The organism is Cryptosporangium aurantiacum (assembly GCF_900143005.1).
GTDB classification, from domain to species: Bacteria; Actinomycetota; Actinomycetes; order Mycobacteriales; family Cryptosporangiaceae; genus Cryptosporangium; species Cryptosporangium aurantiacum.
Genome location: NZ_FRCS01000031.1, coordinates 36,939 through 56,080 on the forward strand (window position 1 = coordinate 36,939; position 19,142 = coordinate 56,080).

Annotated in this window: 17 protein-coding genes and 2 tRNA genes; 10 read left to right on the forward strand and 9 right to left on the reverse strand. The window is 69.2% G+C overall.

Annotation, left to right across the window (positions count from 1 at the left end):
• Positions 1-109 precede the first annotated feature (109 nt).
• The gene (locus BUB75_RS42640) at positions 110-2,221 is read left to right on the forward strand and encodes a serine/threonine-protein kinase (protein ID WP_073266364.1); all 2,112 of its coding nucleotides are present in this window, start codon (positions 110-112) and stop codon (positions 2,219-2,221) included.
• A 1-nt stretch (position 2,222) separates the two neighbouring features.
• Here the strand turns inward: BUB75_RS42640 and BUB75_RS42645 are convergent, their stop codons facing one another.
• The 6 genes from BUB75_RS42645 to BUB75_RS42665 form a co-directional block, all read right to left on the reverse strand.
• Positions 2,223-3,239, reverse strand: a complete 1,017-nt coding sequence (locus BUB75_RS42645; protein ID WP_073266365.1) for an alpha/beta fold hydrolase — start codon at positions 3,237-3,239, stop codon at positions 2,223-2,225.
• Between the two features lie 118 nt (positions 3,240-3,357).
• The gene (locus BUB75_RS45945; RefSeq protein WP_143175785.1) at positions 3,358-3,552 is read right to left on the reverse strand and encodes a hypothetical protein; all 195 of its coding nucleotides are present in this window, start codon (positions 3,550-3,552) and stop codon (positions 3,358-3,360) included.
• 135 nt (positions 3,553-3,687) lie between these two features.
• Positions 3,688-4,293, reverse strand: coding sequence for a response regulator transcription factor (locus BUB75_RS42650; RefSeq protein ID WP_073266367.1), 606 nt, complete (start codon positions 4,291-4,293; stop codon positions 3,688-3,690).
• A complete protein-coding gene (locus tag BUB75_RS47475) occupies positions 4,290-5,522 on the reverse strand; it encodes a sensor histidine kinase (RefSeq protein WP_073266369.1) in 1,233 nt (410 codons plus the stop codon). Before BUB75_RS47475 ends, BUB75_RS42650 begins: the two co-directional genes overlap by 4 nt.
• Positions 5,523-5,572: 50 nt before the next feature.
• A complete protein-coding gene (locus BUB75_RS42660) occupies positions 5,573-6,328 on the reverse strand; it encodes an ABC transporter permease (RefSeq protein ID WP_073266371.1) in 756 nt (251 codons plus the stop codon).
• The gene (locus tag BUB75_RS42665; RefSeq protein WP_073266373.1) at positions 6,328-7,272 is read right to left on the reverse strand and encodes an ABC transporter ATP-binding protein; all 945 of its coding nucleotides are present in this window, start codon (positions 7,270-7,272) and stop codon (positions 6,328-6,330) included. Before BUB75_RS42665 ends, BUB75_RS42660 begins: the two co-directional genes overlap by 1 nt.
• Before the next feature lie 177 nt (positions 7,273-7,449).
• Here BUB75_RS42665 and BUB75_RS42670 point away from each other — a divergent pair.
• Positions 7,450-7,538, forward strand: a tRNA-Ser gene (locus BUB75_RS42670).
• Between the two features lie 118 nt (positions 7,539-7,656).
• Here the strand turns inward: BUB75_RS42670 and BUB75_RS42675 are convergent.
• Positions 7,657-8,298, reverse strand: a complete 642-nt coding sequence (locus BUB75_RS42675) for an RloB family protein (protein ID WP_073266375.1) — start codon at positions 8,296-8,298, stop codon at positions 7,657-7,659.
• On the reverse strand, positions 8,295-9,572 hold the full coding sequence (locus tag BUB75_RS42680) for an AAA family ATPase (protein ID WP_218618116.1): 1,278 nt from the start codon (positions 9,570-9,572) through the stop codon (positions 8,295-8,297). The genes BUB75_RS42675 and BUB75_RS42680 overlap by 4 nt, the downstream gene beginning before the upstream one ends.
• A 230-nt stretch (positions 9,573-9,802) precedes the next feature.
• Here BUB75_RS42680 and BUB75_RS42685 point away from each other — a divergent pair, with 230 nt between their 5' ends.
• From BUB75_RS42685 to BUB75_RS42715, 8 genes are all read left to right on the forward strand, one after another.
• A complete protein-coding gene (locus tag BUB75_RS42685) occupies positions 9,803-10,219 on the forward strand; it encodes a hemerythrin domain-containing protein (protein WP_281248463.1) in 417 nt (138 codons plus the stop codon).
• 163 nt (positions 10,220-10,382) lie between these two features.
• A tRNA-OTHER gene (locus tag BUB75_RS46875) sits at positions 10,383-10,462 on the forward strand.
• A gap of 110 nt (positions 10,463-10,572) precedes the next feature.
• Positions 10,573-12,117: a TROVE domain-containing protein gene (locus tag BUB75_RS42690; RefSeq protein ID WP_073266379.1), complete on the forward strand. Its 1,545-nt coding sequence runs from the start codon at positions 10,573-10,575 to the stop codon at positions 12,115-12,117.
• A 92-nt stretch (positions 12,118-12,209) separates the two neighbouring features.
• Positions 12,210-12,842: an MBL fold metallo-hydrolase gene (locus tag BUB75_RS42695; protein WP_073266397.1), complete on the forward strand. Its 633-nt coding sequence runs from the start codon at positions 12,210-12,212 to the stop codon at positions 12,840-12,842.
• Positions 12,842-13,891: a Gfo/Idh/MocA family protein gene (locus BUB75_RS42700; protein WP_073266381.1), complete on the forward strand. Its 1,050-nt coding sequence runs from the start codon at positions 12,842-12,844 to the stop codon at positions 13,889-13,891. The genes BUB75_RS42695 and BUB75_RS42700 overlap by 1 nt, the downstream gene beginning before the upstream one ends.
• 260 nt (positions 13,892-14,151) lie before the next feature.
• Positions 14,152-15,327, forward strand: coding sequence for an acyl-CoA dehydrogenase family protein (locus tag BUB75_RS42705; protein ID WP_073266383.1), 1,176 nt, complete (start codon positions 14,152-14,154; stop codon positions 15,325-15,327).
• A gap of 70 nt (positions 15,328-15,397) precedes the next feature.
• On the forward strand, positions 15,398-17,350 hold the full coding sequence (locus BUB75_RS42710) for a putative bifunctional diguanylate cyclase/phosphodiesterase (protein ID WP_073266385.1): 1,953 nt from the start codon (positions 15,398-15,400) through the stop codon (positions 17,348-17,350).
• Between the two features lie 179 nt (positions 17,351-17,529).
• Entirely contained in the window at positions 17,530-18,348 is an 819-nt protein-coding gene (locus tag BUB75_RS42715; RefSeq protein WP_073266387.1) for a MerR family transcriptional regulator, read from the forward strand.
• A gap of 41 nt (positions 18,349-18,389) precedes the next feature.
• On the opposite strand, the gene BUB75_RS45955 is transcribed toward BUB75_RS42715, so the two are convergent.
• On the reverse strand, positions 18,390-18,653 hold the full coding sequence (locus tag BUB75_RS45955) for a hypothetical protein (protein ID WP_143175786.1): 264 nt from the start codon (positions 18,651-18,653) through the stop codon (positions 18,390-18,392).
• Positions 18,654-19,142 lie beyond the last annotated feature (489 nt).

Here is a 19,142-nt window from a genome sequence, read left to right on the forward strand (position 1 = left end):
GTACCGGTGAAATAGTGTCTCCCGTGCGGCCTGTCCGGTATCCGATTTGACCGTCGGAGCTGTGTGCACAGTGCAGCTACCGTCGTGCGGGACGACAGATGGCGGAGGAATGGCTGAGCAGAGGACAGTCCACGACCGGTACCGCCTGGACGAAGTAGTCGGTTCGGGTGGCATGGGTGTGGTCTGGCGTGCCTTCGATCTGCGTCTCGGCCGCACCGTCGCGGTCAAGGAGGTCCGTTTCCCCTCGACGATGACCGCCGAGGAGCGCACGAGCCTGACCAAGCGCGCGCTGCTGGAGGCCCGGAGCGCCGGGCGGCTCGACCACCCGAACATCGTGCCGGTGCACGACGTCATCATCAACGACGAGCAGCCGTTCATCATCATGCGCTTCGTCGAGGGCCGGTCGCTCGACCAGACCGTCGCCGCCGACGGGCCGCTCACCGACCAGGTCGTCGCGCTGATCGGCATGCAGTTGCTCGACGCGCTGGGCGCGGCGCACGCGGCCGACGTCATCCACCGCGACGTGAAGCCCCACAACGTCCTGATCCAGAAGGACGGCGTCGCGCAGCTGACCGACTTCTCGATCGCGTCGGTGTTCGGCACCGAGACGCTCACCAAGACCGGTGCGCTGCTCGGGTCGCCGGGGTACATCGCGCCGGAGCGGTTGATGACCGGCGAGACGACGCCGGCCGGCGACCTGTTCGCGCTCGGGGCGACGCTGTTCTTCGCGGCCGAGGGAATCGGGCCGTTCACGGCCAAGGAGACGATCGTCGGGCTGTTCGCCAGCGCGACGCAGCCCCATCCGCGCCCGAAGCTGGCCGGGTCGCGCCTCACCGCGGTGATCGACGGCCTGCTGGAGAAGGACCCTGGCGACCGGTTCGACCGGGACAAGGCCCGCGCGCTGCTGAAGGCCATCGCCGACAACGAGGACGACGAGGACGCGGCGACCCGAGCCGGTGAGTTCGTGCCGCCGCCGCCCGGCCGCGTCGACACCGACGACAAAGCCGGGCCGACGCAGGTGCGGCGCGGCTCCGCCCCGGTGCCGGGTCTGCCGCAGGGCGATCCGCCGTCCGAGAACAGCACGGCGGTGTTCGCCGGTCAGGCGCCGACGCAGTTACGTCCGCTGGCGTGGCAGTCGGGTGAGAGGAACAGGCGCGACTCCGGGGAGATCCCGCGGCCGGTCTCCGGGTCGGCGCCGATCTCGGGTGGCACGGTCTACGGTCGTCCGGTCTCCGGTGCGCCGGTGTCGGGTGCGCCGATCTCCGGCGGTGGGTTGGCTTCCGGGCCGCCGGTCTCGGGTGCCGGCGTCTACGGTGGCCCGGTCTCCGGCGGTGGTGTTCACGGTGGCCCGGTCTCCGGCGCCGGGGTTTCGGGTGGTCCCGTCTCGGGTGCTGGGGTTTCCGGTGGGCCGGTCTCGGGTGGGCCCGTCTCCGGTGGGTCGGTGTACGGAACGCCGGTGTCCGGCGGCGCGGGTGGTGGCGCGCGGGAGCTTGCGTGGGCGCCGGGTGCGGTGTCGGGTGGCGCGTCGGGCGGTCAGCCGCCCACGTTCCGGCCGCCGTCCCCGTCCTCGTCGCCGCCTGCCGGGCAGCGCTGGAGACGAGCGCTCGGCGTGCTGACGATCATCGTCCTGGCGCTGGGTGCGGGCGTCATCGCCAACCTCGTCGTCACCCAGGAGCGGACCGAGAGGGCCAACCGCGCCGGTTCGACGGTCGACGGCGTGTCGCTCGACGACGAGCCCTCCACGCAGCCGACGCCCGGCCCGGCGACGGCGACCAGCAACGGTGCGAAGCCCGTGCCGAGCGACGATGCGCCCCGCCCGACCCCGACGACGTCCGGCCCCACCACGTCCAGCGCACCGCCGCCCGAAGGCAAGGTCACCGACGCTTCAGTCGCGGCCCCGGCCGAACTCAAGCCCAAGGACTGCACGGCGCCGCTCGAAGTGTCGGTCACGGTGACGATCGCCGTGTCGAACCCGGCTCGGGTCGCGTGGACGGTCGGTCAGGTCGGCGGAGACAGCCTGACCGGCGCCGGTGCCACGAAGGCATCGCCGGACACGATCACCAAGACCTATCCGTTCGTCCAGGCCAAGCCCGCGACCGGCACCTTGACGTTCACGCTCTCGGTCACCACCCCGAACGGCGTCAAGGCTGCTCCGGCCGAGGTCCAGGTGACCTGCCCACCGGTGGAGACGAGCGTGCCGCCGGACCCGACCAACCCCTGATTCAGGCCGCTGCGGTGAGGTGGGCGTCCACGAGGGAGCGGATCTCCCGCTCGAGGACGTCCGGCGCCTCGACCGGCGTCATGTGACCGACGCCCTCGATCTCTACCAGCCGTGCCTGCGGCAGGTCCTCGGCGAGGCGCCGTCCGTGCCGAGCCGGGGTGAGCCGGTCGAGCGTGCCGGTGACGACGGTGGCAGGCACGTCGAGGTGCGGCACCGCGGTCCGCAGGTCGAGCGACGCCAGCGTGGCCCCGAACCCGCCCCGGACGTGGCGCGGGGTCTCCATGACGACGTGGGCGCAGAACGCGACCTGCTCCGGCGTCGCGCTCGGCGCCAGCCCGATGTATCGCATCAACGCCATCGAAGCCGCCGTGGGACGCCGTCCCAGCGGCAGCGAGGAGGCGAGCAGTTTGCGTCCGACCGGGGCGGTGAGGCGGCGTAAGCCGTCCGGGCCCGGCTGGAGCAGCGAGCCGGTGACCAGGTCGGTGACGCCGGTGTTCGCCAGCATCGCTGCGGCCACCTTCCGGTGCAGCAGCCCGCGGTGCTTTGCGGCCAGTGCCACGATGCTCATCGCGCCCATGCTGTGCCCGACGACGACCGCCTTCCGGCCGTCCGGGACGGTGGCCTCGAGCACCGCTGCGAGGTCGTCGGCGAGCGCGTCGGTGGTGAACTGCCCCTTGCCCGGCACGGCGCTGCCACCGTGGCCGCGCAGGTCGTAGGCGACGACGTGCAGGTCGCGGGAGAGCGCACGGATCTGGTTGGTGTAGAAACCGATCGCGCACGTCCAGCCGTGGGCGAGCACGACGGTCGGCGCGTCGGTGGGGCCGTACTCGGCGACGTGGATCGCGGTGCCGTCGGTGGAGCGGACGGTTCGTTCTGCCCGCGGCGACACCGGCGCCATCGCGTCCAGGCGAGGATCGGTGAGCGCTTCGGCGTCCACCTGCGCTTGACGGCGGACGTAGTACGCCGCGCCCGCCACCGCCGCTGCACCCACCAGGACCGCCGTCCGCTTTGCTCGCACGTCCCTACTCCCCTCGCCGGCCGACGGGCCGAATCCTACTCGCGAGTAAGGTCGTGCCGCCGGGAAACAGCAAGGACCCCATCGGCAAAGCCGGTGGGGTCCTTTTGGAGGAGTGAACTCAGGCCGCCGTGGCGGTGATGCTCGGTGCGGTGCGCGCGACCCAGCTGTAGACCGAGAAAAGCTCGATCGGGGTGGGGGCGGCGCCGCTCGACGGCTCCACGTAGAGGTAGTCGTCGGCGACGCGATAGGTCACGTCATCGAAGGAAGCATCCGACCCGTCGGAGTAGTAAACGGTGAGATGTGAAGGGGACATCGTCGAACACCTCGCTCCCAGTACGGCGATGAACTCGTGCAGTATTCATGCCGTTTACGGACGATCCTCAAACACGAATCCTTGTCCGTTCCTACGATTCGTCGACCGGATCGGTTCAGGCCCTCCGAAGTGGACTCAGATCCACCCGAGACGGCGGGCCGTCGCGACGGCCTCGTGCCGGTTCGTCGCACCGAGCTTGCCCGCGGCGGACGAGAGATAGTTCCGGACCGTGCCCGGTGAGAGCGAGGCGCGCTGCGCGATCTCCTCGACCGGAGCCCCGCCCGCGGCGAGTTCCAGGACGTCGGCCTCCCGCGGGGTGAGCGGGCTGTCGCCCGCGGTGATCGCGTCGGCGGCGAGCTCCGGATCGACGTAACGGCCACCGCCGTGCACGGAGCGGATCACGGTCGCCAGTACCGGGCCGGACGTCGTCTTGGGGAGGAAGCCGCGGACGCCGACCTCCAGCGCGCGCTTCAGGTAACCGGGCCGGCCGTGGCTGGTAAGGATGACCGTGCGGCAGGTGGGGAGGTCGCGCTGGAGTGCGGTGGCCACTGCGATCCCGTCCAGGACCGGCATCTGAAGGTCGAGAACGGCGACGTCCGGCTGGTGCAGCATCGCCATCGCGACCGCTTCCGGACCGGTCGCCGCCTGCGCTGCCACCTCGAGTTCCTCGTCCAGATCGAGCAGCGTCGCCAACGCCGTCCGCACCAGGTGCTCGTCGTCGGCGAGCAGCACACGAATCATCGTTCGCCTCCCAGCGGTACCTCGGCGACCAGCGTGAAGCTATCCGGCGGCAGGCTGCGGACGCGAAGTGAGCCACCCCGGGCGGCCAGCCGCTCACGCAGTCCCGCCAGCCCGTTGCCGTCGGTGCTCTCGGCGGCGCGGGCGCCGTCGTTCGTCACGGTGAGCACCGCCCGCCGGGCGTCGGCGCGCAGGACGACGTCGCACCGGGTGGCCTCGCTGTGCCGCAAGACGTTGGTCGCGGCTTCCCGCACCACCCACGCCAGCGCCTCCTGGGCCGCGCGGTCCAGCGGGACGCCGTCCGAGGTCGGTTCACACTCGACGCCTGCCGCCCGCAGCAACGAAGCGGAGCCCGCCAGCTCGGTCGCGAGGTCCGCGCGCCGGTACCCGGACACGACCTCCCGGACCTCGCGCAACGCCCCGTGCGCGAGTTGGCGCACCTCACCGGCCTGGTCGACGACGCTGGGCAGCCCGCGCCGGGCGAGTTCGGCGACCAGTTCGCTCTTCACCGCGATCGCCGAGAGCTGGCTGCCCAGGACGTCGTGCAGGTCACGGGAGAAGCGCAGCCGCTCCTCCGCCACCGCGAGCGCCGCCCGGGTCTGCTGCGCTTCGGCCAGATCGCCGATGACCCGGAGGATCCAGATCGATAGCTGGTAGCCCAAGCCGAGCGTGATCGCCATCAGCGCGGTCGTCGTGCCGAGCTTGACGGTGTCCGAGGAATCCAGCCCCCGCCCGATCCCCACCAGGCCGACCAGCGTCCCGGCGAGCCCCCCGAGCAAGCCCACCAGGCTGCTGCGGATCACCGGGCTGGCTGCGGCGATCAGGAGCACGGCCAGCGCGCCGATGGTGGGAACCGCCGGATCGACCTCGGGACGGCCGCTCGGGCCCGGCGCGACCGGCGGCAGCAGGGCGGGGACGAGCAGCGCCAGCAGGCCCAGCGCGACCGTGAACGCGGTCGCCGCTCCCAGCAGCCGTCGCGGTATGCCGGTCTCCCGCACCGAGGCGGTGATCGTGGTGTGCAGGGTGGTCAGGCAGAGCCCGGTGTGCAGCAGCGTCAGCGCGATGCCGACGCTCGTCGCCCAGGTACGCGGGCCGTCGAGATAGAGCGTCAGGACGAGTAACTCGCTCGCCTGGATGACGTAGAGCGTCCCTCGCGTGTAGTAGTCGACGCGGGAGACGCTGTCCCGGCCCGCCCACACGCGGCGCCACCAGCGCTCCGGCGTTGCCCACACGCTGGCAGTCTCCCATCCGGCTCTTGTTGCCGTCCTGGTGAGCGGCCCGGTCATGCCCGTGCCTGCCAGCGGAACCAACGCCGTGCCGCGAGGATCCCGACGGCCGCCCACGCGAGCCCGACGGCGAGCGGCAGCGGGAGCGCCTCCAGCACCCCGGTCTCCGCCTCGCCCGGGATCGTCCCCAGCCAGCCGAGCTGGGTCAGTTCGACCATCGGCGTCATCGGCATCACCCGCATGAGCAGCTCGGGCAGGAAATCCGGCCGGCCGAAGACACCGGACGCGATCGCGCAGACCGCGATCAGCGGCAACGACGTCACCTGGGCGGCCTCCACGTTGCGGGTGATCAGCGTGGTCAGCAACGCCAGCCCGACGAACGTCAGGCAGCCGAGCAGCACCGCGCCGAGGAGCACGACCGGCTGCGCGGGCACCGGCAGATCGAGCGCGGCGAGCCCGGCGAGCACCAGGATCGCGACCTGCCCGAGCGCGATGACGACGGTCGGGATCGCGGTGCCGGTGAGGATCTCCCCGTCCCGGCACTCGCCGGCGCGGAGCCGGACCAGCACCCGCTCCTCCCGCCGAGCGACGTAGGCGCAGAGCAGGTTGAAGTAGACGACGATCAGCAGCGTCATCGCGATGAACGACCCGATCAGCATCGCCTGCGCGTCGGGATCCGTCGCCTCGTTCTGACTCGCCACCAGCAGCCCGATCAGTCCGACCGGGAACAGCACCGCGTTGAACAGCATCACCTTGTTGCGTCGCAGGAGGACCATCTCCGCCCGCGCGAGCGCGCTCAACCGCTGGATCATCACACCGTCACCTCGTCTCGAATCTCGCTCTGTAGCCGGCCGTTCCGCTCTGCGCTCAGCGCGAGGAACGCGGTCTCCAACGTGGCGGGCGTCGCCGCCAGGTGCGCCAACTCGATCTGCGACGCGGCGGCCCAGGCCAGCAGCGCGGTGAGGCTGCCCTGCAGCGAGCGGGTGAGAATCGTGACTCGATCGCCCTCGACGGTCACCGTCTCGTTGCCCACGAGCGTGGGCGGCCGTAAACCGTGGTACCGGATCTGCGCCGGGTGGGCCGCGACGACGTCGTCCACGGTCCCGGCCGCGACCACCAGGCCTTCGTGCAGGATCACCAGCCGGTCGGCGAGACGCTCGGCTTCCTCCAGGTAGTGGGTCGTCAGCAGCATCGAGGTGCCCTCGGCCAGCAACGTCGCGAGGAGCGACCAGGTGGCCCGCCGGCTCTCCGGGTCCAGACCGGTGGTCGGCTCGTCGAGGAACAACACCTTGGGACGCCCGAGGACCGCCAGAGCGAGGTCGAGCCGACGCTGCTCGCCGCCGGACAGCTGCTTGACCGCGGTGCCCGACTTCTCGGTGAGCCGGACCAGCTCGATCGCCTCGTCGACCGGACGCGGAGCGGTGCACGTACCGGCCCACAGCTGCAGCGACTCGGCCACCGTGAGGTCACCGGGCATGCCGCTGGACTGCAGCATGATGCCGACGTCCGGCCGGACGGTGGTGCGGTCGCGGATCGGATCGCGGCCGAGCACCCGGACGCTGCCGCCGCTCGGTCGCGCCAGCCCTTCGATCACTTCCATCGTCGACGTCTTGCCTGCGCCGTTCGTCCCCAGTAGCGCGACCAGCTCACCGCGCCGGACGGTGAACGAGACGCCACGTACCGCCTCGAACCCGCCGTGGTAGCGGCGGCGCAGGTCCGAGACCTCGACAGCTGCGGTATCGGGTGATGTCGTCATGGCTTCACCCTGGAGCCGGTACTAGGCGGGTTGCAGTGTGCGATGTCAGCACTCGCAGGGGCATCCGCACGGGTCGGGGATGACATCTGTCATCAGGGCAGGTGCGACTTGGCGGAGGTGCCGTCGATCGGACAGGGGCGCATGACAGACTTGCGCCTGGTCGCCACGCGCGGCCGAGGAGGGCTCGCCTAGTGGCCGATGGCGGCAGTCTTGAAAACTGCTACACCGGGGAACCGGTGTCGTGGGTTCGAATCCCACGCCCTCCGCCCCACCCCGCTCCGGGCTAGCCGGGGCTCCGGGCCGTCGGGTGACGGGTTCTCGGGCCGTAACGGGCGCTTAGAGGCCGCTTTCGCGTGCTTCGGCGTCGAGCTGTAGCCCGGCTCCTTACGTCCCCTTCGACGTGACGGCGTCGACGAGGCGGTGCATCCCGGAGGACGGGTTGTCGTTTGGGAACGAGACGTCGTTCTGTCGATGCCGCTCCTCAACCAACTTGGCCCGCCGGCTCGCGTCGTGTTTGTGGGGCATGTAGTGGACGCTCGACACTCCCTTGTTGTCCTGGCCGTCGCAGGCTCGGCGCAAGCGACTGGCGCCGGCGGTGTCGATGAACGACGTGTGGTCACGGAAGTGCCACACCAGCCAAATCTCGAAGCACGGGTTCGAGATGGCCAGGCTGATTCCCGCGCGCTGAGCCGTCTCGACTGCGCGAATCAGGCCTGGATGGTGCTGCGGCCATTCCACGTCGAAAACGCACCAGAACTCGTCCACTTCGCCCTGCTCACGCGTGTTCCGGTCCTTCGCCTCGATGGCCAGCTGAACCAGGGCTAACGGTGTGGAACTCTTGACAGAGGACTGGATTCGCAGGTCGACTGCGGCAGCATCCCGCACCTCGGGATCCCGCTTGAGCTCCTCCAAGTACTCCGGCTCGGTACGGCGCCCTTCGCAGTAGATGACGAAGGTCTTGCGCGGCCGACGAAAGCCGGTTCGCCGCTTCAGCGAGCTGGACGGCCGCCGCGACCTCGTAGTCATCCGGGATCCTGCGGTTGGACACCGAGATAGGCCTTGAGCGCCTGCTGGTCCAGTTCCGGAACGGCTCCGAAACGCCCCTGCAGATAGGCCTTTTCGAGATTTAGTGAGCGCCGAACCTTGTCGCCGCCGAAATCGGAGAGGGGAGTCAAGGAGGTTGCGCCGCGAATCCCTTTATCGGTCAGCCATACCTCATCACGATTCAAATGGTTCAGTAAACTCGTGTCGTGGCTAGTGAACACGAGTTGGGCGCCCGAAGGGTTCGTCCTGGGGTCTTGGAAGAGTTCGAGGAGCTTCGCTGAGAGACGCGGATGGAGGCTCGCGTCGATCTCGTCGAAGAGCATCGTGCGCCCGGCTTTGAGCGCACGTAGCACCGGCCCGATTAGTCTGAACCACGTCCGTGTGCCCTCGGATTCGTCGTAGAGGTTGAACGCGATTTTCTGGTCTTCCACCCGGTGAACCAGTCGAATCTGTCGACGAATCGGGGCATCGACGGCGTCGTCGACGGCCTCTTCCACCACTTCGACGTCATCGATTCCCAGATCCGCGAAGCGCAGCAGGCCGAGGCCTTGTGTGCGGCCGCGCTGGTCGGAACTCTCGACGAATAGGCGCTCGGTCTCAGATGCGCGGTACAACACTGGCGACGAGTACGCGTACCAATCAACAGTACGAGGCCTTCGGGGACGCGTGCCGAGAACAACGACGTTGGCAAGTTTGTGGCCGAACGGACTCACGTCAGGCTCGCGGAATCGCATTGCCGCCGAGAGTGCGAGCGTCGTCGGCGTCAGCAGTTCCCGGACGCCCGATAGCGCGGAGCCGAGGCCGCGCCGGAAGTGGATGTTCAAACCCTCTCGCTCGAACAGGAGACGCTGGCGTCGTTCCGGGTAGCTGTAGAGCGCTTCGGTGGTCACCTCTTTGTCGGTCAGTTCGAGCTGGTAGGCGTATCGGACTCCGTCGACCATCATTTCGGCTTCGAAGGTGGTGGGTAGTCCGGCCGCGCTGGAGAATTTGAACGGCTCGCGCGGAATTGTCTCGTCCCACGCTCGTAGGGAGCGTCCGACGGCGGCCGAGAGCCAGGCGAGCGCGTCGACGACGTTCGACTTTCCGGAAGCGTTCGGACCGTAGATTCCGGCTACCGTGAGCACGCTCTCGTTCAGCAGGTCGAACCGGCGGGCGGCTTCGCGATCGTCGTCGACGGCGACCATCGATAGCTCGACGGGCTCGTTGATCGAACGGTGGTTCGAGACCGCGAATCTCAGGAGCACTGCCGCCTCCATGCGTCGGACGTGCACTCTCGCGCCACTCTACGTCAAACTCCGACGGGATCAGGCGTCTGTATGCGCTTCGATGGGCCTGGGTGATAGCCTCGCCGGCAGCGTCGCGTGCCGGTAACGGTCAGCGTTAGGCATGGAGGCGCCGGATCCAAAGGAAGCTCGGACATGAGGACCGCTCCGACCACGCGGTGACCCGGGACCGCGCACAAGCCTGGGGCCGCCAACTCCACCTTGTGCACCAGGCCCTCCGCCTGCGAATGACCAGGCTCCGCGAGTCGATCACCGATGGTGAACCGCGCGAGAAACTCTCCACCGAACTCGGGCTGTTCTGCCTCGGGTTCTGTACCGCCCTCAACAGCCACCATCGCGCGGAGGACGGCGAACTGTTCCCCCGAATTCTGGCGGAACACCCCGGCCTCGCCCCGGTCGTCGCCAAGTTGAACGAGGACCACGTGTTGCTCGGGTACTTGCTCACCGACCTGGAACGAGCCGTGGCCACCGCGGACGCCGACGAGCTGCTCAGACACCTCGACGGAATCGAGGCGATCATGGACTCCCACTTCGGCTTCGAGGAACGGCAGATCACGGCCGTTCTCGATGCGATGACCACGACGGACGCGGACATCGTGCGCCTGCTCGGCGCCGATTAACTCAGTTGCCCGGTGCGCCCGCACCGGGCACTCTCAATGGCGCACCTCCCGGTGCGAAGACCACGGCTACTTCTTTGGTGAAAAGGCCCGCATCAGGGCCTGCGAGTTCGAATCTCGCGCTGCCGCGGTCATCTTTGATCTCGGGAGGCTCGAACTACACGGCGGTGCCCGTCCGGTGCGAAGTACAGGGTTACTTCCACTCGAAAAATGGGATGGTTATCGGTTCGAATCCGGTCGGCGCCTTCGGACGCTGTAGCTCAATTCGGTAGAGCATCACGTACCTTGTGCGATTTGATCTCGGCCGGGCTCCGCCGTGTAGTTTCGCCTTCCCTCCGACAAATGGAGGTCGAGCCATGTCCAAGTTCAACCGCAACACCGTGCGGCCCGCCGCCAACTCGCCGATTGTCGGCGAGACGGTCGCGTCGGGCGTCACCTACGAGGGTGGCCCGGGATTCGCGCGCGACGTCAAGTCGGAGCTCTTCCTGCTGGCCGTGACCAACATGGTCGGCGAGGACACGTTCTACGAGGCCGGCGCGAAGCGCGATGCCCGGTATGAGCGGCTCGTGCGCGCAGCGACCACCGCGGACCCGGACTGGACGGCCCGTTTCCTGCGGTGGCTGCGCGGCGATGCCAACATGCGCTCGGCGTCGCTGGTGGGCGCCGCCGCGTTCGCTGCGGAGCGGGTCCAGCGGCGGCAGCCGGGGATGACCCGCCAGGTTGTCGCCTCGGTGCTGCAGCGTGCCGACGAGCCGGGTGAGCTGCTGGCCTACTGGACATCCCGGTACGGCCGGTCGATCCCGAAGCCGGTGAAGCGAGGCATCGCCGATGCGGTGGTTCGCCTCTACGACGAGCGGTCGCTGCTCAAGTACGACGCGGACACGCGCGGCTTCCGGTTCGGTGACGTCCTCGAACTCGCTCACCCCTCGCCTCGGGCGTCCTGGCAAGGGGCGCTGTTCCGGTACGCGATCGACCGGCGCCACAACCGGCCGAACGCGATCCCGGACGAGCTGTCCGTGCTCCGTGCGCGGGCCGAGCTGACCGCACTGCCGGTCGACGAGCGGCGCGCGGCACTCGACCCCGAGCGGCTGCGCGCGGCCGGGATGACGTGGGAGTCGGTCGCCGGCTGGCTGCAGGGCCCGATGGATGCCGCGGCCTGGACGTCGCTGATCCCGACGATGGGTTACATGGCGCTCCTGCGTAACCTGCGGAACTTCGACGAGGCCGGCGTCCCGGACGAGGCCGCCGCTCAGGTCGCTGCGCGGCTGGCCGACCCCGCACAGGTCGCGAAGTCCCGGCAGCTGCCGATGCGGTTCCTGTCCGCGTACCGGGCCGCACCGTCGCTGCGGTGGGGTAAGGCGCTCGAGTCCGCGCTGGCAGCGAGCCTGGCGAACGTCCCTGCACTGCCCGGGCGGACGCTGGTTCTCGTCGACCGGTCCGGGTCGATGTTCGACCGGATGTCGGCCCGGTCGGAGCTGACCCGTGCGGATGCGGCAGCGCTGTTCGGATCCGCGCTGGCGGTGCGGGCCGAGAATCCGACGCTCGTCGAGTTCGGTACCCGCTCGCGCGAGGTGCGGCTGCCGCGCGGCACGTCCGTGCTCCGGATGCTGGAACGCTTCGGCGACCTGGGCGGCACGAATACGGCGTCGGCGGTGGGGAAGCACTACCGGAAGCACGATCGGGTCGTGATCGTCACCGACGAGCAGGTGTGGGGCGGCCGTTACGGCGCCGAGCCGACCAGCGTGGTGCCGCCGAACGTGCCGGTTTACACCTGGAACCTCGCGGGCTACCGGTATGGGCACGGTCCGTCCGGCGTCGCCAACCGGCACACGTTCGGCGGGCTCTCGGACGCTGCCTTCCGGATGCTTCCGCTGCTCGAAGCGTCCACCTGGCCGTTCTGATCGCGGCCGGTCGACTTCGGTCGACCGGCCGCACCGCGTAAACACACCGGGATGGGATAGGAGTAGAGGAACCACCCGGAGAGGACGTGTCGATGCGGTTCCAGAAGTTCGGCCATGCGTGCCTTCTCGTCGAGGAGGCGGACGCCCGGGTGCTGATCGACCCCGGCGTGTTCTCGCCGGGTTGGGAGAACCTCCGGGACGTGACCGCGGTCCTGGTCACCCACCAGCACCCCGATCACCTCGACCTCGACCGGCTGCCCGGACTCCTCGACGCCAACCCGGACCTCGTCATCCACACCGATCAGGCCAGCGCCGGGATCCTCACGGACAAGGGAATCCGCGCCGAGGGCGTCGCGGCCGGCGCAGCCTTCGACCACAACGGCCTGAGCATCGAGGCGATCGGCGTCGACCACGCGGTGATCCACCCGGACATCCCGGTCATCCCCAACGTCGGCTACCTCCTCGGCGGCCGCTTCTTCCACCCCGGTGACGCGCTCACCGTGCCGGACCGGCCGGTGGAGCTCCTCGGTGTGCCGACCGCGGCGCCCTGGCTGAAGCTCTGGGAGGCCGTCGACTACCTGCGCGCGGTAGCACCCCGGATCGCGATCCCGATCCACGAGAAGGCGGCCGCGTTCCCGGCGATGTACTACCAGAACATGACGAAGCTGGCCCCGGAGAGCACCGCCGTCGAGATCATCGACGACGGTGAGCCGCGGGAGTACTGATGGCCGACCAACTGCGGGTCGCGCTGCTCGGGTACGGCACCGCGGGTGCTCACTTCCATGCGCCGCTGATCGCGGCCGTCGACGGTCTCGTGTTGACCGCCGTTGTCACCTCCAACCCCACCCGCCGCGATCAGGTGCACCGTGATTTTCCGGACGCCATGGTGCTCGCCGATCCGGGTGAGGTGTGGGCCGATCGGCAGTCGTACGACCTGGTGGTCATCGCAACCCCGAACGGCACCCACGTGCCGCTCGCCAAGGCCGCCGTGGAAGCCCGGCTGCCCGCTGTCGTCGACAAGCCGCTCGCGAGCAGCGCCGGGGAGGCGAAGGCCCTGGTCAGGCAGGCCGAGGCTGCGCGCGTCCCGCTCACCGTCTACCAGAACCGACGCTGGGACGGCGACTTCCGCACAATGCGACGGCTCATCCAGGCGGGGGCGATCGGGCATCCGCTGCGGCTGGAGAGCCGGTTCGACCGGTGGCGTCCGGCGGTGGCAGCCGGTGCGTGGAAGGAGAACGCGGCCGACGCGGGCGGCATCCTGCTGGACCTCGGCACGCACCTCGTCGACCAGGCGTTGGTGCTGCTCGGCCCGGTGCGGTCGGTCTACGCGGAGATCGATACCCGGCGCTCGGGCGCGTCGGTGGAGGACGACGTCTTCCTGGCGCTGACCCACGCGTCCGGTGTGCACAGCCACCTCTGGGCCTCCGCGCTCGCGGGACAGCTGGCGCCGCGGTTCCGGCTGCTCGGCGACGCCGGAGCCTATGTCACCTGGGGCATGGACCCGCAGGAGGAGGCGCTGCGAGCTGGGCGGAAGCCCGGGTCGCCGCACTTTGGCGAGCGGCCGGCCGCCGAGTGGGGCACGGTCGGTGCGGGGGACGCCGCCCGGCCTTACCGGACGCTCACCGGCGAGTGGACGCGGTTCTACGAGGGCGTGCTGACGGCGCTCACCTCGGGGGCTCCGATGCCGGTCGATCCCCGGGACGCCGTCCGCGTCCTGACGATCCTGGACGCCGCCCGACGCAGTGCATCCACACGCACGGTTGTGGATATCTGAGTTATCCACATAATCCACAGCCTGTGGAGAACTTCGTCCCCAGCTGTGGATAACGCCTGTGCACAGCTGTGGATGACGCCCTCGGTGAACCCCCGGCGGGGCTGGCCGTGGCATGAAAGTGCCTCTGCTGAATCTGTGGACATCAGGTTTCACAGCCGTCCCACAGAACGCGTCGAATGCCACAGAAGGCACAACTCCATGCACAGTGCGGGGCGTTCTGCGGTACGCATGTATCCCGCACCGCACACCCGGGAGCCGTGATGACGCCGCCGTTCGATCCGTCCGACCCCATCGGCATCGACGACCTGTTGACCGAGGACGAGAAGGCGATCCGGGAAGCGGTTCGGACGCGGTGCGAGGCCGTCGTCGCCCCGCACATCGCCGACTGGTTCGAGACCGGCCACATCCCGGCGCGTGAGTTGGCCAAGGAGTTCGGTGACCTGGGCGTTCTCGGCATGCACCTGACCGGCTACGGCTGCGCGGGCATGAGCGCGGTCGAGTACGGGCTCGCCTGCCTGGAGCTGGAAGCGGCCGACTCCGGGCTGCGGTCGCTCGTCTCGGTGCAGGGGTCGCTGGCGATGTACGCGATCTGGAAGTTCGGCAGCGAGGAGCAGAAGGAGCGCTGGCTGCCGTCGATGGCCGCCGGCGAGTCGCTCGGCTGCTTCGGACTGACCGAGCCCGACCACGGTTCCGACCCGGCAGGCATGCGCACCCGCGCGCGCAAGGACGGCGGCGACTGGGTGCTCGACGGCCGCAAGATGTGGATCACGAACGGCTCGGTCGCCGACGTCGCGGTGGTCTGGGCGCAGACCGACGACGGCGTCCGCGGGTTCGTCGTCCCCACCGATGCGCCCGGCTTCTCGGCGCCGGAGATCACCCACAAGCTGTCGCTGCGCGCCTCGGTCACCAGCGAGCTGGTGCTGGACGGCGTCCGGCTGCCGGAGGACGCGGTGCTGCCCGGCGTCCGCGGGCTGAAGGGGCCGCTGTCCTGCCTGAACGAGGCCCGCTACGGCATCGTCTGGGGCGCGATGGGCGCCGCCCGGTCGGCGTTCGAATCAGCGCTCGCCTACGCGAAGAACCGGGAGCAGTTCGGCAAGCCGATCGCGGCGTTCCAGCTGACCCAGCAGAAGCTCGCCGACATGGCCGTCGAGCTGGCGAAAGGCCAGCTGCTCGCACTGCACCTCGGCCGCCGGAAGGACGCCGAACGGCTGCGACCCGAGCAGGTGAGCGTCGGCAAGCTCAACAACGTCCGCGAGGCATTGGAGATCTGCCGGACCGCCCGGACGATCCTCGGCGCGAACGGCATCTCGCTGGAGTACCCGGTGATCCGGCACGCGGCGAACCTCGAATCGGTGCTCACGTACGAGGGCACGGTGGAGATGCACACTCTCGTGCTCGGTCAGGCACTCACCGGCCACGCGGCATTCCGGGGCTGAGTAGATCCTCCCGTTCTGATCCCCTCGGACAACGACTCACACACCCTTGTTCTACGCCGATGTCAGAAATGTGCTGACCTGGTTTGGCCGTAGCTTCTGGCAGAAGCTCCCCCGGGGTCGTCCGCCAGGCGATCCGACGTGGGCGTCCCGGCACCGGGCGATCCTCGGGCTGCTGATCGCCCACGTCGTCGTGCTGCCGGTCTACGGTCTCGTCCAGGGGTACAGCCTGACGCGATGCCTGCTGTCGGTGTCACCGCTGGCGCTGCACGCCGCGATCGCCGCCGCGGACCACCTGAGCCAGCGGGTGCGCGCCGGGGCTGCGACGCTCGGCGTGATGGCGTCGTCGGCGGTCGTCGTGTCGTTCTCGCACGGCATGACCGAGGCGCACTTCCACTTCTTCGTGATGCTGTTCGTGATCACGCTGTACCAGGACTGGCTGACGTTCCTGCTGGCCATCGGCTTCGTGTTGTTCGAACACGCGATCGTCGGGCTGTTGACGCCCGGCGACGTCTACGGCCACTCGGCTGCCGTGCACGACCCGGTCAAGTACGCGCTCATCCACGCGGGTTACGTCGCCGGCGCCGCCGTCGCCGCGGTCGCCAACTGGCGGATGACCGACCGCGCCGAACAATCCACTCGCCAGCTGACCAGGCAGCTGGAGTACGAGGTCAGCCACGACCCGTTGACCGGGGCACTGAACCGGCGGGAGTTCGAGAACCGGATCACCGACGTGCTGACTCGGGTCGAAGATTCGGACGCCACCGTCGTCTGCGTCCTCGACCTGGACCGCTTCAAGATCGTGAACGACACCTGCGGGCACCCCGCCGGAGACCAGCTGCTGGTCGAGGTCTGCTGGGTGCTCAGCGATGTGCTCGCCCCCGAGGACACGCTGGCCAGGCTCGGTGGTGATGAGTTCGGGCTGCTGATCGAGCGTCCGACCGTGGAAGACGCAGTGGCGATGGCCGAAACGGCCTGCGCCGCGCTCACCGCGTACCGCTTCCGGACCGACGACCGGACGTTCTCGGCCGGCGCCAGCATCGGCGTGCTGCCCCTGTTCGGGCAGGTCGAGTACGTGGAGGAGGCCCTGCAACTGGCCGACGCCGCGCTGTACACGGCGAAGGAGGCCGGCCGCGGCCGGGTGCACGTTCACCACCAGGGCGACGCCGAGCTCAACCGCAGGCAAAGCGATTCGATCTGGGCGGGGGCGCTGCTGGACGCCCTGCACGAGGACCGGATCGAGCTGGTCTACCAGCCGATCGTGCCCACCACGCCGACGGAGGAAGAGACCGGCCGTATCGGGGAGATCCTGGTCCGGCTGTGCGAGTCCGACGGCGCGCTGATCTCGCCCGGGCTGTTCTTCCCCGCCGCCGAGCGGTACGACCTGCTGCCCGCGCTCGACCGCCGGGTGGTCGCCAAGGCGATGTCGCTCCTCGCCGCGCACTACCCGCCCGATACGCCGACGAACGACGACCTCTACACGATCAACCTGGCCGGCCCGTCGATCGGAGACGAGGCGTTCTTGGCGTTCGTCCACGCCCAGCTGGCCGAGCACCGGCTGGCACCCAGCCTGCTCTGCTTCGAGATCACCGAGACCGTCGCGATCACCAACCTGCGGGTCGCGCGCCGGTTCATCACCGAGCTGCGCAGCACCGGCTGCCGGTTCGCGCTGGACGACTTCGGCAGCGGCCTGTCGTCGTTCGCCTATCTCAAGAATCTGCCGGTCGACTTCTTGAAGATCGACGGACGGTTCGTCCAGACGATCACCCATGACCCGGTCGACCGCACGATGGTCGCCGCGGTCAACCAGATCGGCCACGAGATGGGTCTGCGGACGGTGGCCGAGTTCGTCGAGGACGACGAGACGCTCGCCGTGCTGCGGGAGATCGGCGTGGACTACGGGCAGGGGTACGGCCTGGGTCGTCCCGGGCTGCTGACCAGCTGGCTCGCCGATCGGCGTCCGTTGTCGGGCGCGCGCGGTGACGACGCGACGCGCGCCGCCGGGACCGCCGCCGCACTGGCGTAGAACAGCCCCGATCGTCCAGGGTGCGCACCTCGGGATCGTTACAACAACTGAAGGTGGAATACTCCGTAGGCGGACACGGACGGTGCAGTCCGCACCGTCTTGCGGAATTCGCTGGGCACCAGCTCTCGCTCCGCACGTGACAACACAGACGGGCGCTGGACGAAAGGGGAGTTCCGGGCATGGCCAGCCGACCAGACAGCGAGCAGGCAGGCGAGTACCGGATCAACGACCTGGCCCGCGAGTCGGGTATTCCGGTGCGCAACATCCGGCTCTATCAGGAGCGCCGCATCCTGCCGCCGCCGATGCGCCGCGGACGCGTCGGGTGGTACAGCGAGGCTCATCTGGCTCGGCTCCGCCTGATCGCCAGGCTGCTCGACCGCGGCTACTCGCTCGCGCACATCGGCGAGCTGATCTCGGCCTGGGAGCGCGGTCGCGACCTGGCGGACGTGCTCGGACTGGAAGCGGCGCTGACCAGCCCGTGGAGCGAAGAGCCGCAGACCGTGATCTCGGCCGGTGACCTGCAGCGGATGTTCGGCAAGCAGGAGGAACGCGGGTCGCTGGACCGGGCGATCGCGTCCGGCATGCTGCGGCCAGACGGCACGCGGTTCCGGGTGGCCAGCCCACAGCTGCTGGACATCGCCGTGCAGCTGGTCCAGGCGGGTTACCCGCTGTCGGTGGTCATGAAGGTCGCCGAGGACAGCATGCACGACATCGAGCGGGTGGCCGAGCGGTACGTCTCGCTGGTCAAGGCGACGATCACGCCGAGCCTGTCGCCGGGCGAGATCGGGGACGCCGCGATCGGCCCGACCGACGATCACGCCGAGATCGACGATCCGGCTGCGGCGGCCGCGCTGGTGCAGCGGTTGCGGCCGCTGGCACGCAAGAGCGTCGACGCGATGCTCGCGATGGCGATGGAGAACGCGGTCAACCAGGTGCTAGGCGACGCGGTGAGCGCGCTGGCCAAGGAGGGCCGCACGTCGTCCGAGCCGGAGCACTGAGCGAGTCCCGGGAGCTCTGCTCCCGGGACTCCAGGGTTTTGTCAGGTCGGTTTACTGCCCGGTGGTAGTGCGGCGATATGGTCCGCGTACGCGTTGAGTTCCCGCATATTCGGGACGACGCCCATGCGCCGCAATCGGCCGTGGAGTTCGAGCGCGATTTCGTCCGCGGGCGCACCGGCCTTCTGGCGTGCCACCTGATTGACGATGTACTGGACCCGCTGCGCGATCTGCCAGCCGAGGCGCGTGGCCGAGCTTTCGCTGGAGTCGAGGCTGGATAACCCGTTGATCGTGAAATGAGAGCTCATGCCCTGATGATTGGCAGCAGAGCGCCCGGAGGCGAGGGGTCGCCCTGCGGTGCTACGGGATCGCTCCGTGCGGTCCGGGCGCAGGCAACTCGCCTAGGTCGGCAACCGAATCGCAACCCACCGGCTCCGTCGCTCCGATTGGAACGACGGGGCCGGCGACCTTGGGAAGAGGGCGCGATCCTGCCTACCGGGTAGCGACAGGATCGCGCCACTACGAGCGTCGCTCACTGAGCGCGCGCGAACCATACCTCCGTGCATACCGCTCAGTCGGCGGTGACGCGATGCGGTATTCGAGGATTTGCTACCTGCCGGGGCACTGATGCCGCAGGGCATGAAACGGCCGGGGAGCCCGTTGGGGCTTCCCGGCCGGTTGCTGCGTTATCGGGTTCGGCTCAGTAGCCGTAGTCCCAGCAGTAGTCACGCTTCTTGTGGTGGCGGCGACGGCGGCGCGGCTTGTAGCAGTCGTTGTAGTCGTAGTCGTTGCAGTGG

Bases quoted from the DNA above. Each gene is read 5' to 3' on its own strand.
- BUB75_RS42640 (WP_073266364.1), top strand. From the start codon at position 110: ATGGCTGAGCAGAGGACAGTCCACGACCGGTACCGCCTGGACGAAGTA.
- BUB75_RS45945 (WP_143175785.1), bottom strand. From the start codon at position 3,552: ATGTCCCCTTCACATCTCACCGTTTACTACTCCGACGGGTCGGATGCT.
- BUB75_RS42650 (WP_073266367.1), bottom strand. From the start codon at position 4,293: ATGATTCGTGTGCTGCTCGCCGACGACGAGCACCTGGTGCGGACGGCG.
- BUB75_RS42660 (WP_073266371.1), bottom strand. From the start codon at position 6,328: ATGATCCAGCGGTTGAGCGCGCTCGCGCGGGCGGAGATGGTCCTCCTG.
- BUB75_RS42665 (WP_073266373.1), bottom strand. From the start codon at position 7,272: ATGACGACATCACCCGATACCGCAGCTGTCGAGGTCTCGGACCTGCGC.
- BUB75_RS42675 (WP_073266375.1), bottom strand. From the start codon at position 8,298: ATGACTACGAGGTCGCGGCGGCCGTCCAGCTCGCTGAAGCGGCGAACC.
- BUB75_RS42680 (WP_218618116.1), bottom strand. From the start codon at position 9,572: ATGGAGGCGGCAGTGCTCCTGAGATTCGCGGTCTCGAACCACCGTTCG.
- BUB75_RS42690 (WP_073266379.1), top strand. From the start codon at position 10,573: ATGTCCAAGTTCAACCGCAACACCGTGCGGCCCGCCGCCAACTCGCCG.
- BUB75_RS42695 (WP_073266397.1), top strand. From the start codon at position 12,210: ATGCGGTTCCAGAAGTTCGGCCATGCGTGCCTTCTCGTCGAGGAGGCG.
- BUB75_RS42700 (WP_073266381.1), top strand. From the start codon at position 12,842: ATGGCCGACCAACTGCGGGTCGCGCTGCTCGGGTACGGCACCGCGGGT.
- BUB75_RS42705 (WP_073266383.1), top strand. From the start codon at position 14,152: ATGACGCCGCCGTTCGATCCGTCCGACCCCATCGGCATCGACGACCTG.
- BUB75_RS42715 (WP_073266387.1), top strand. From the start codon at position 17,530: ATGGCCAGCCGACCAGACAGCGAGCAGGCAGGCGAGTACCGGATCAAC.
- BUB75_RS45955 (WP_143175786.1), bottom strand. From the start codon at position 18,653: ATGAGCTCTCATTTCACGATCAACGGGTTATCCAGCCTCGACTCCAGC.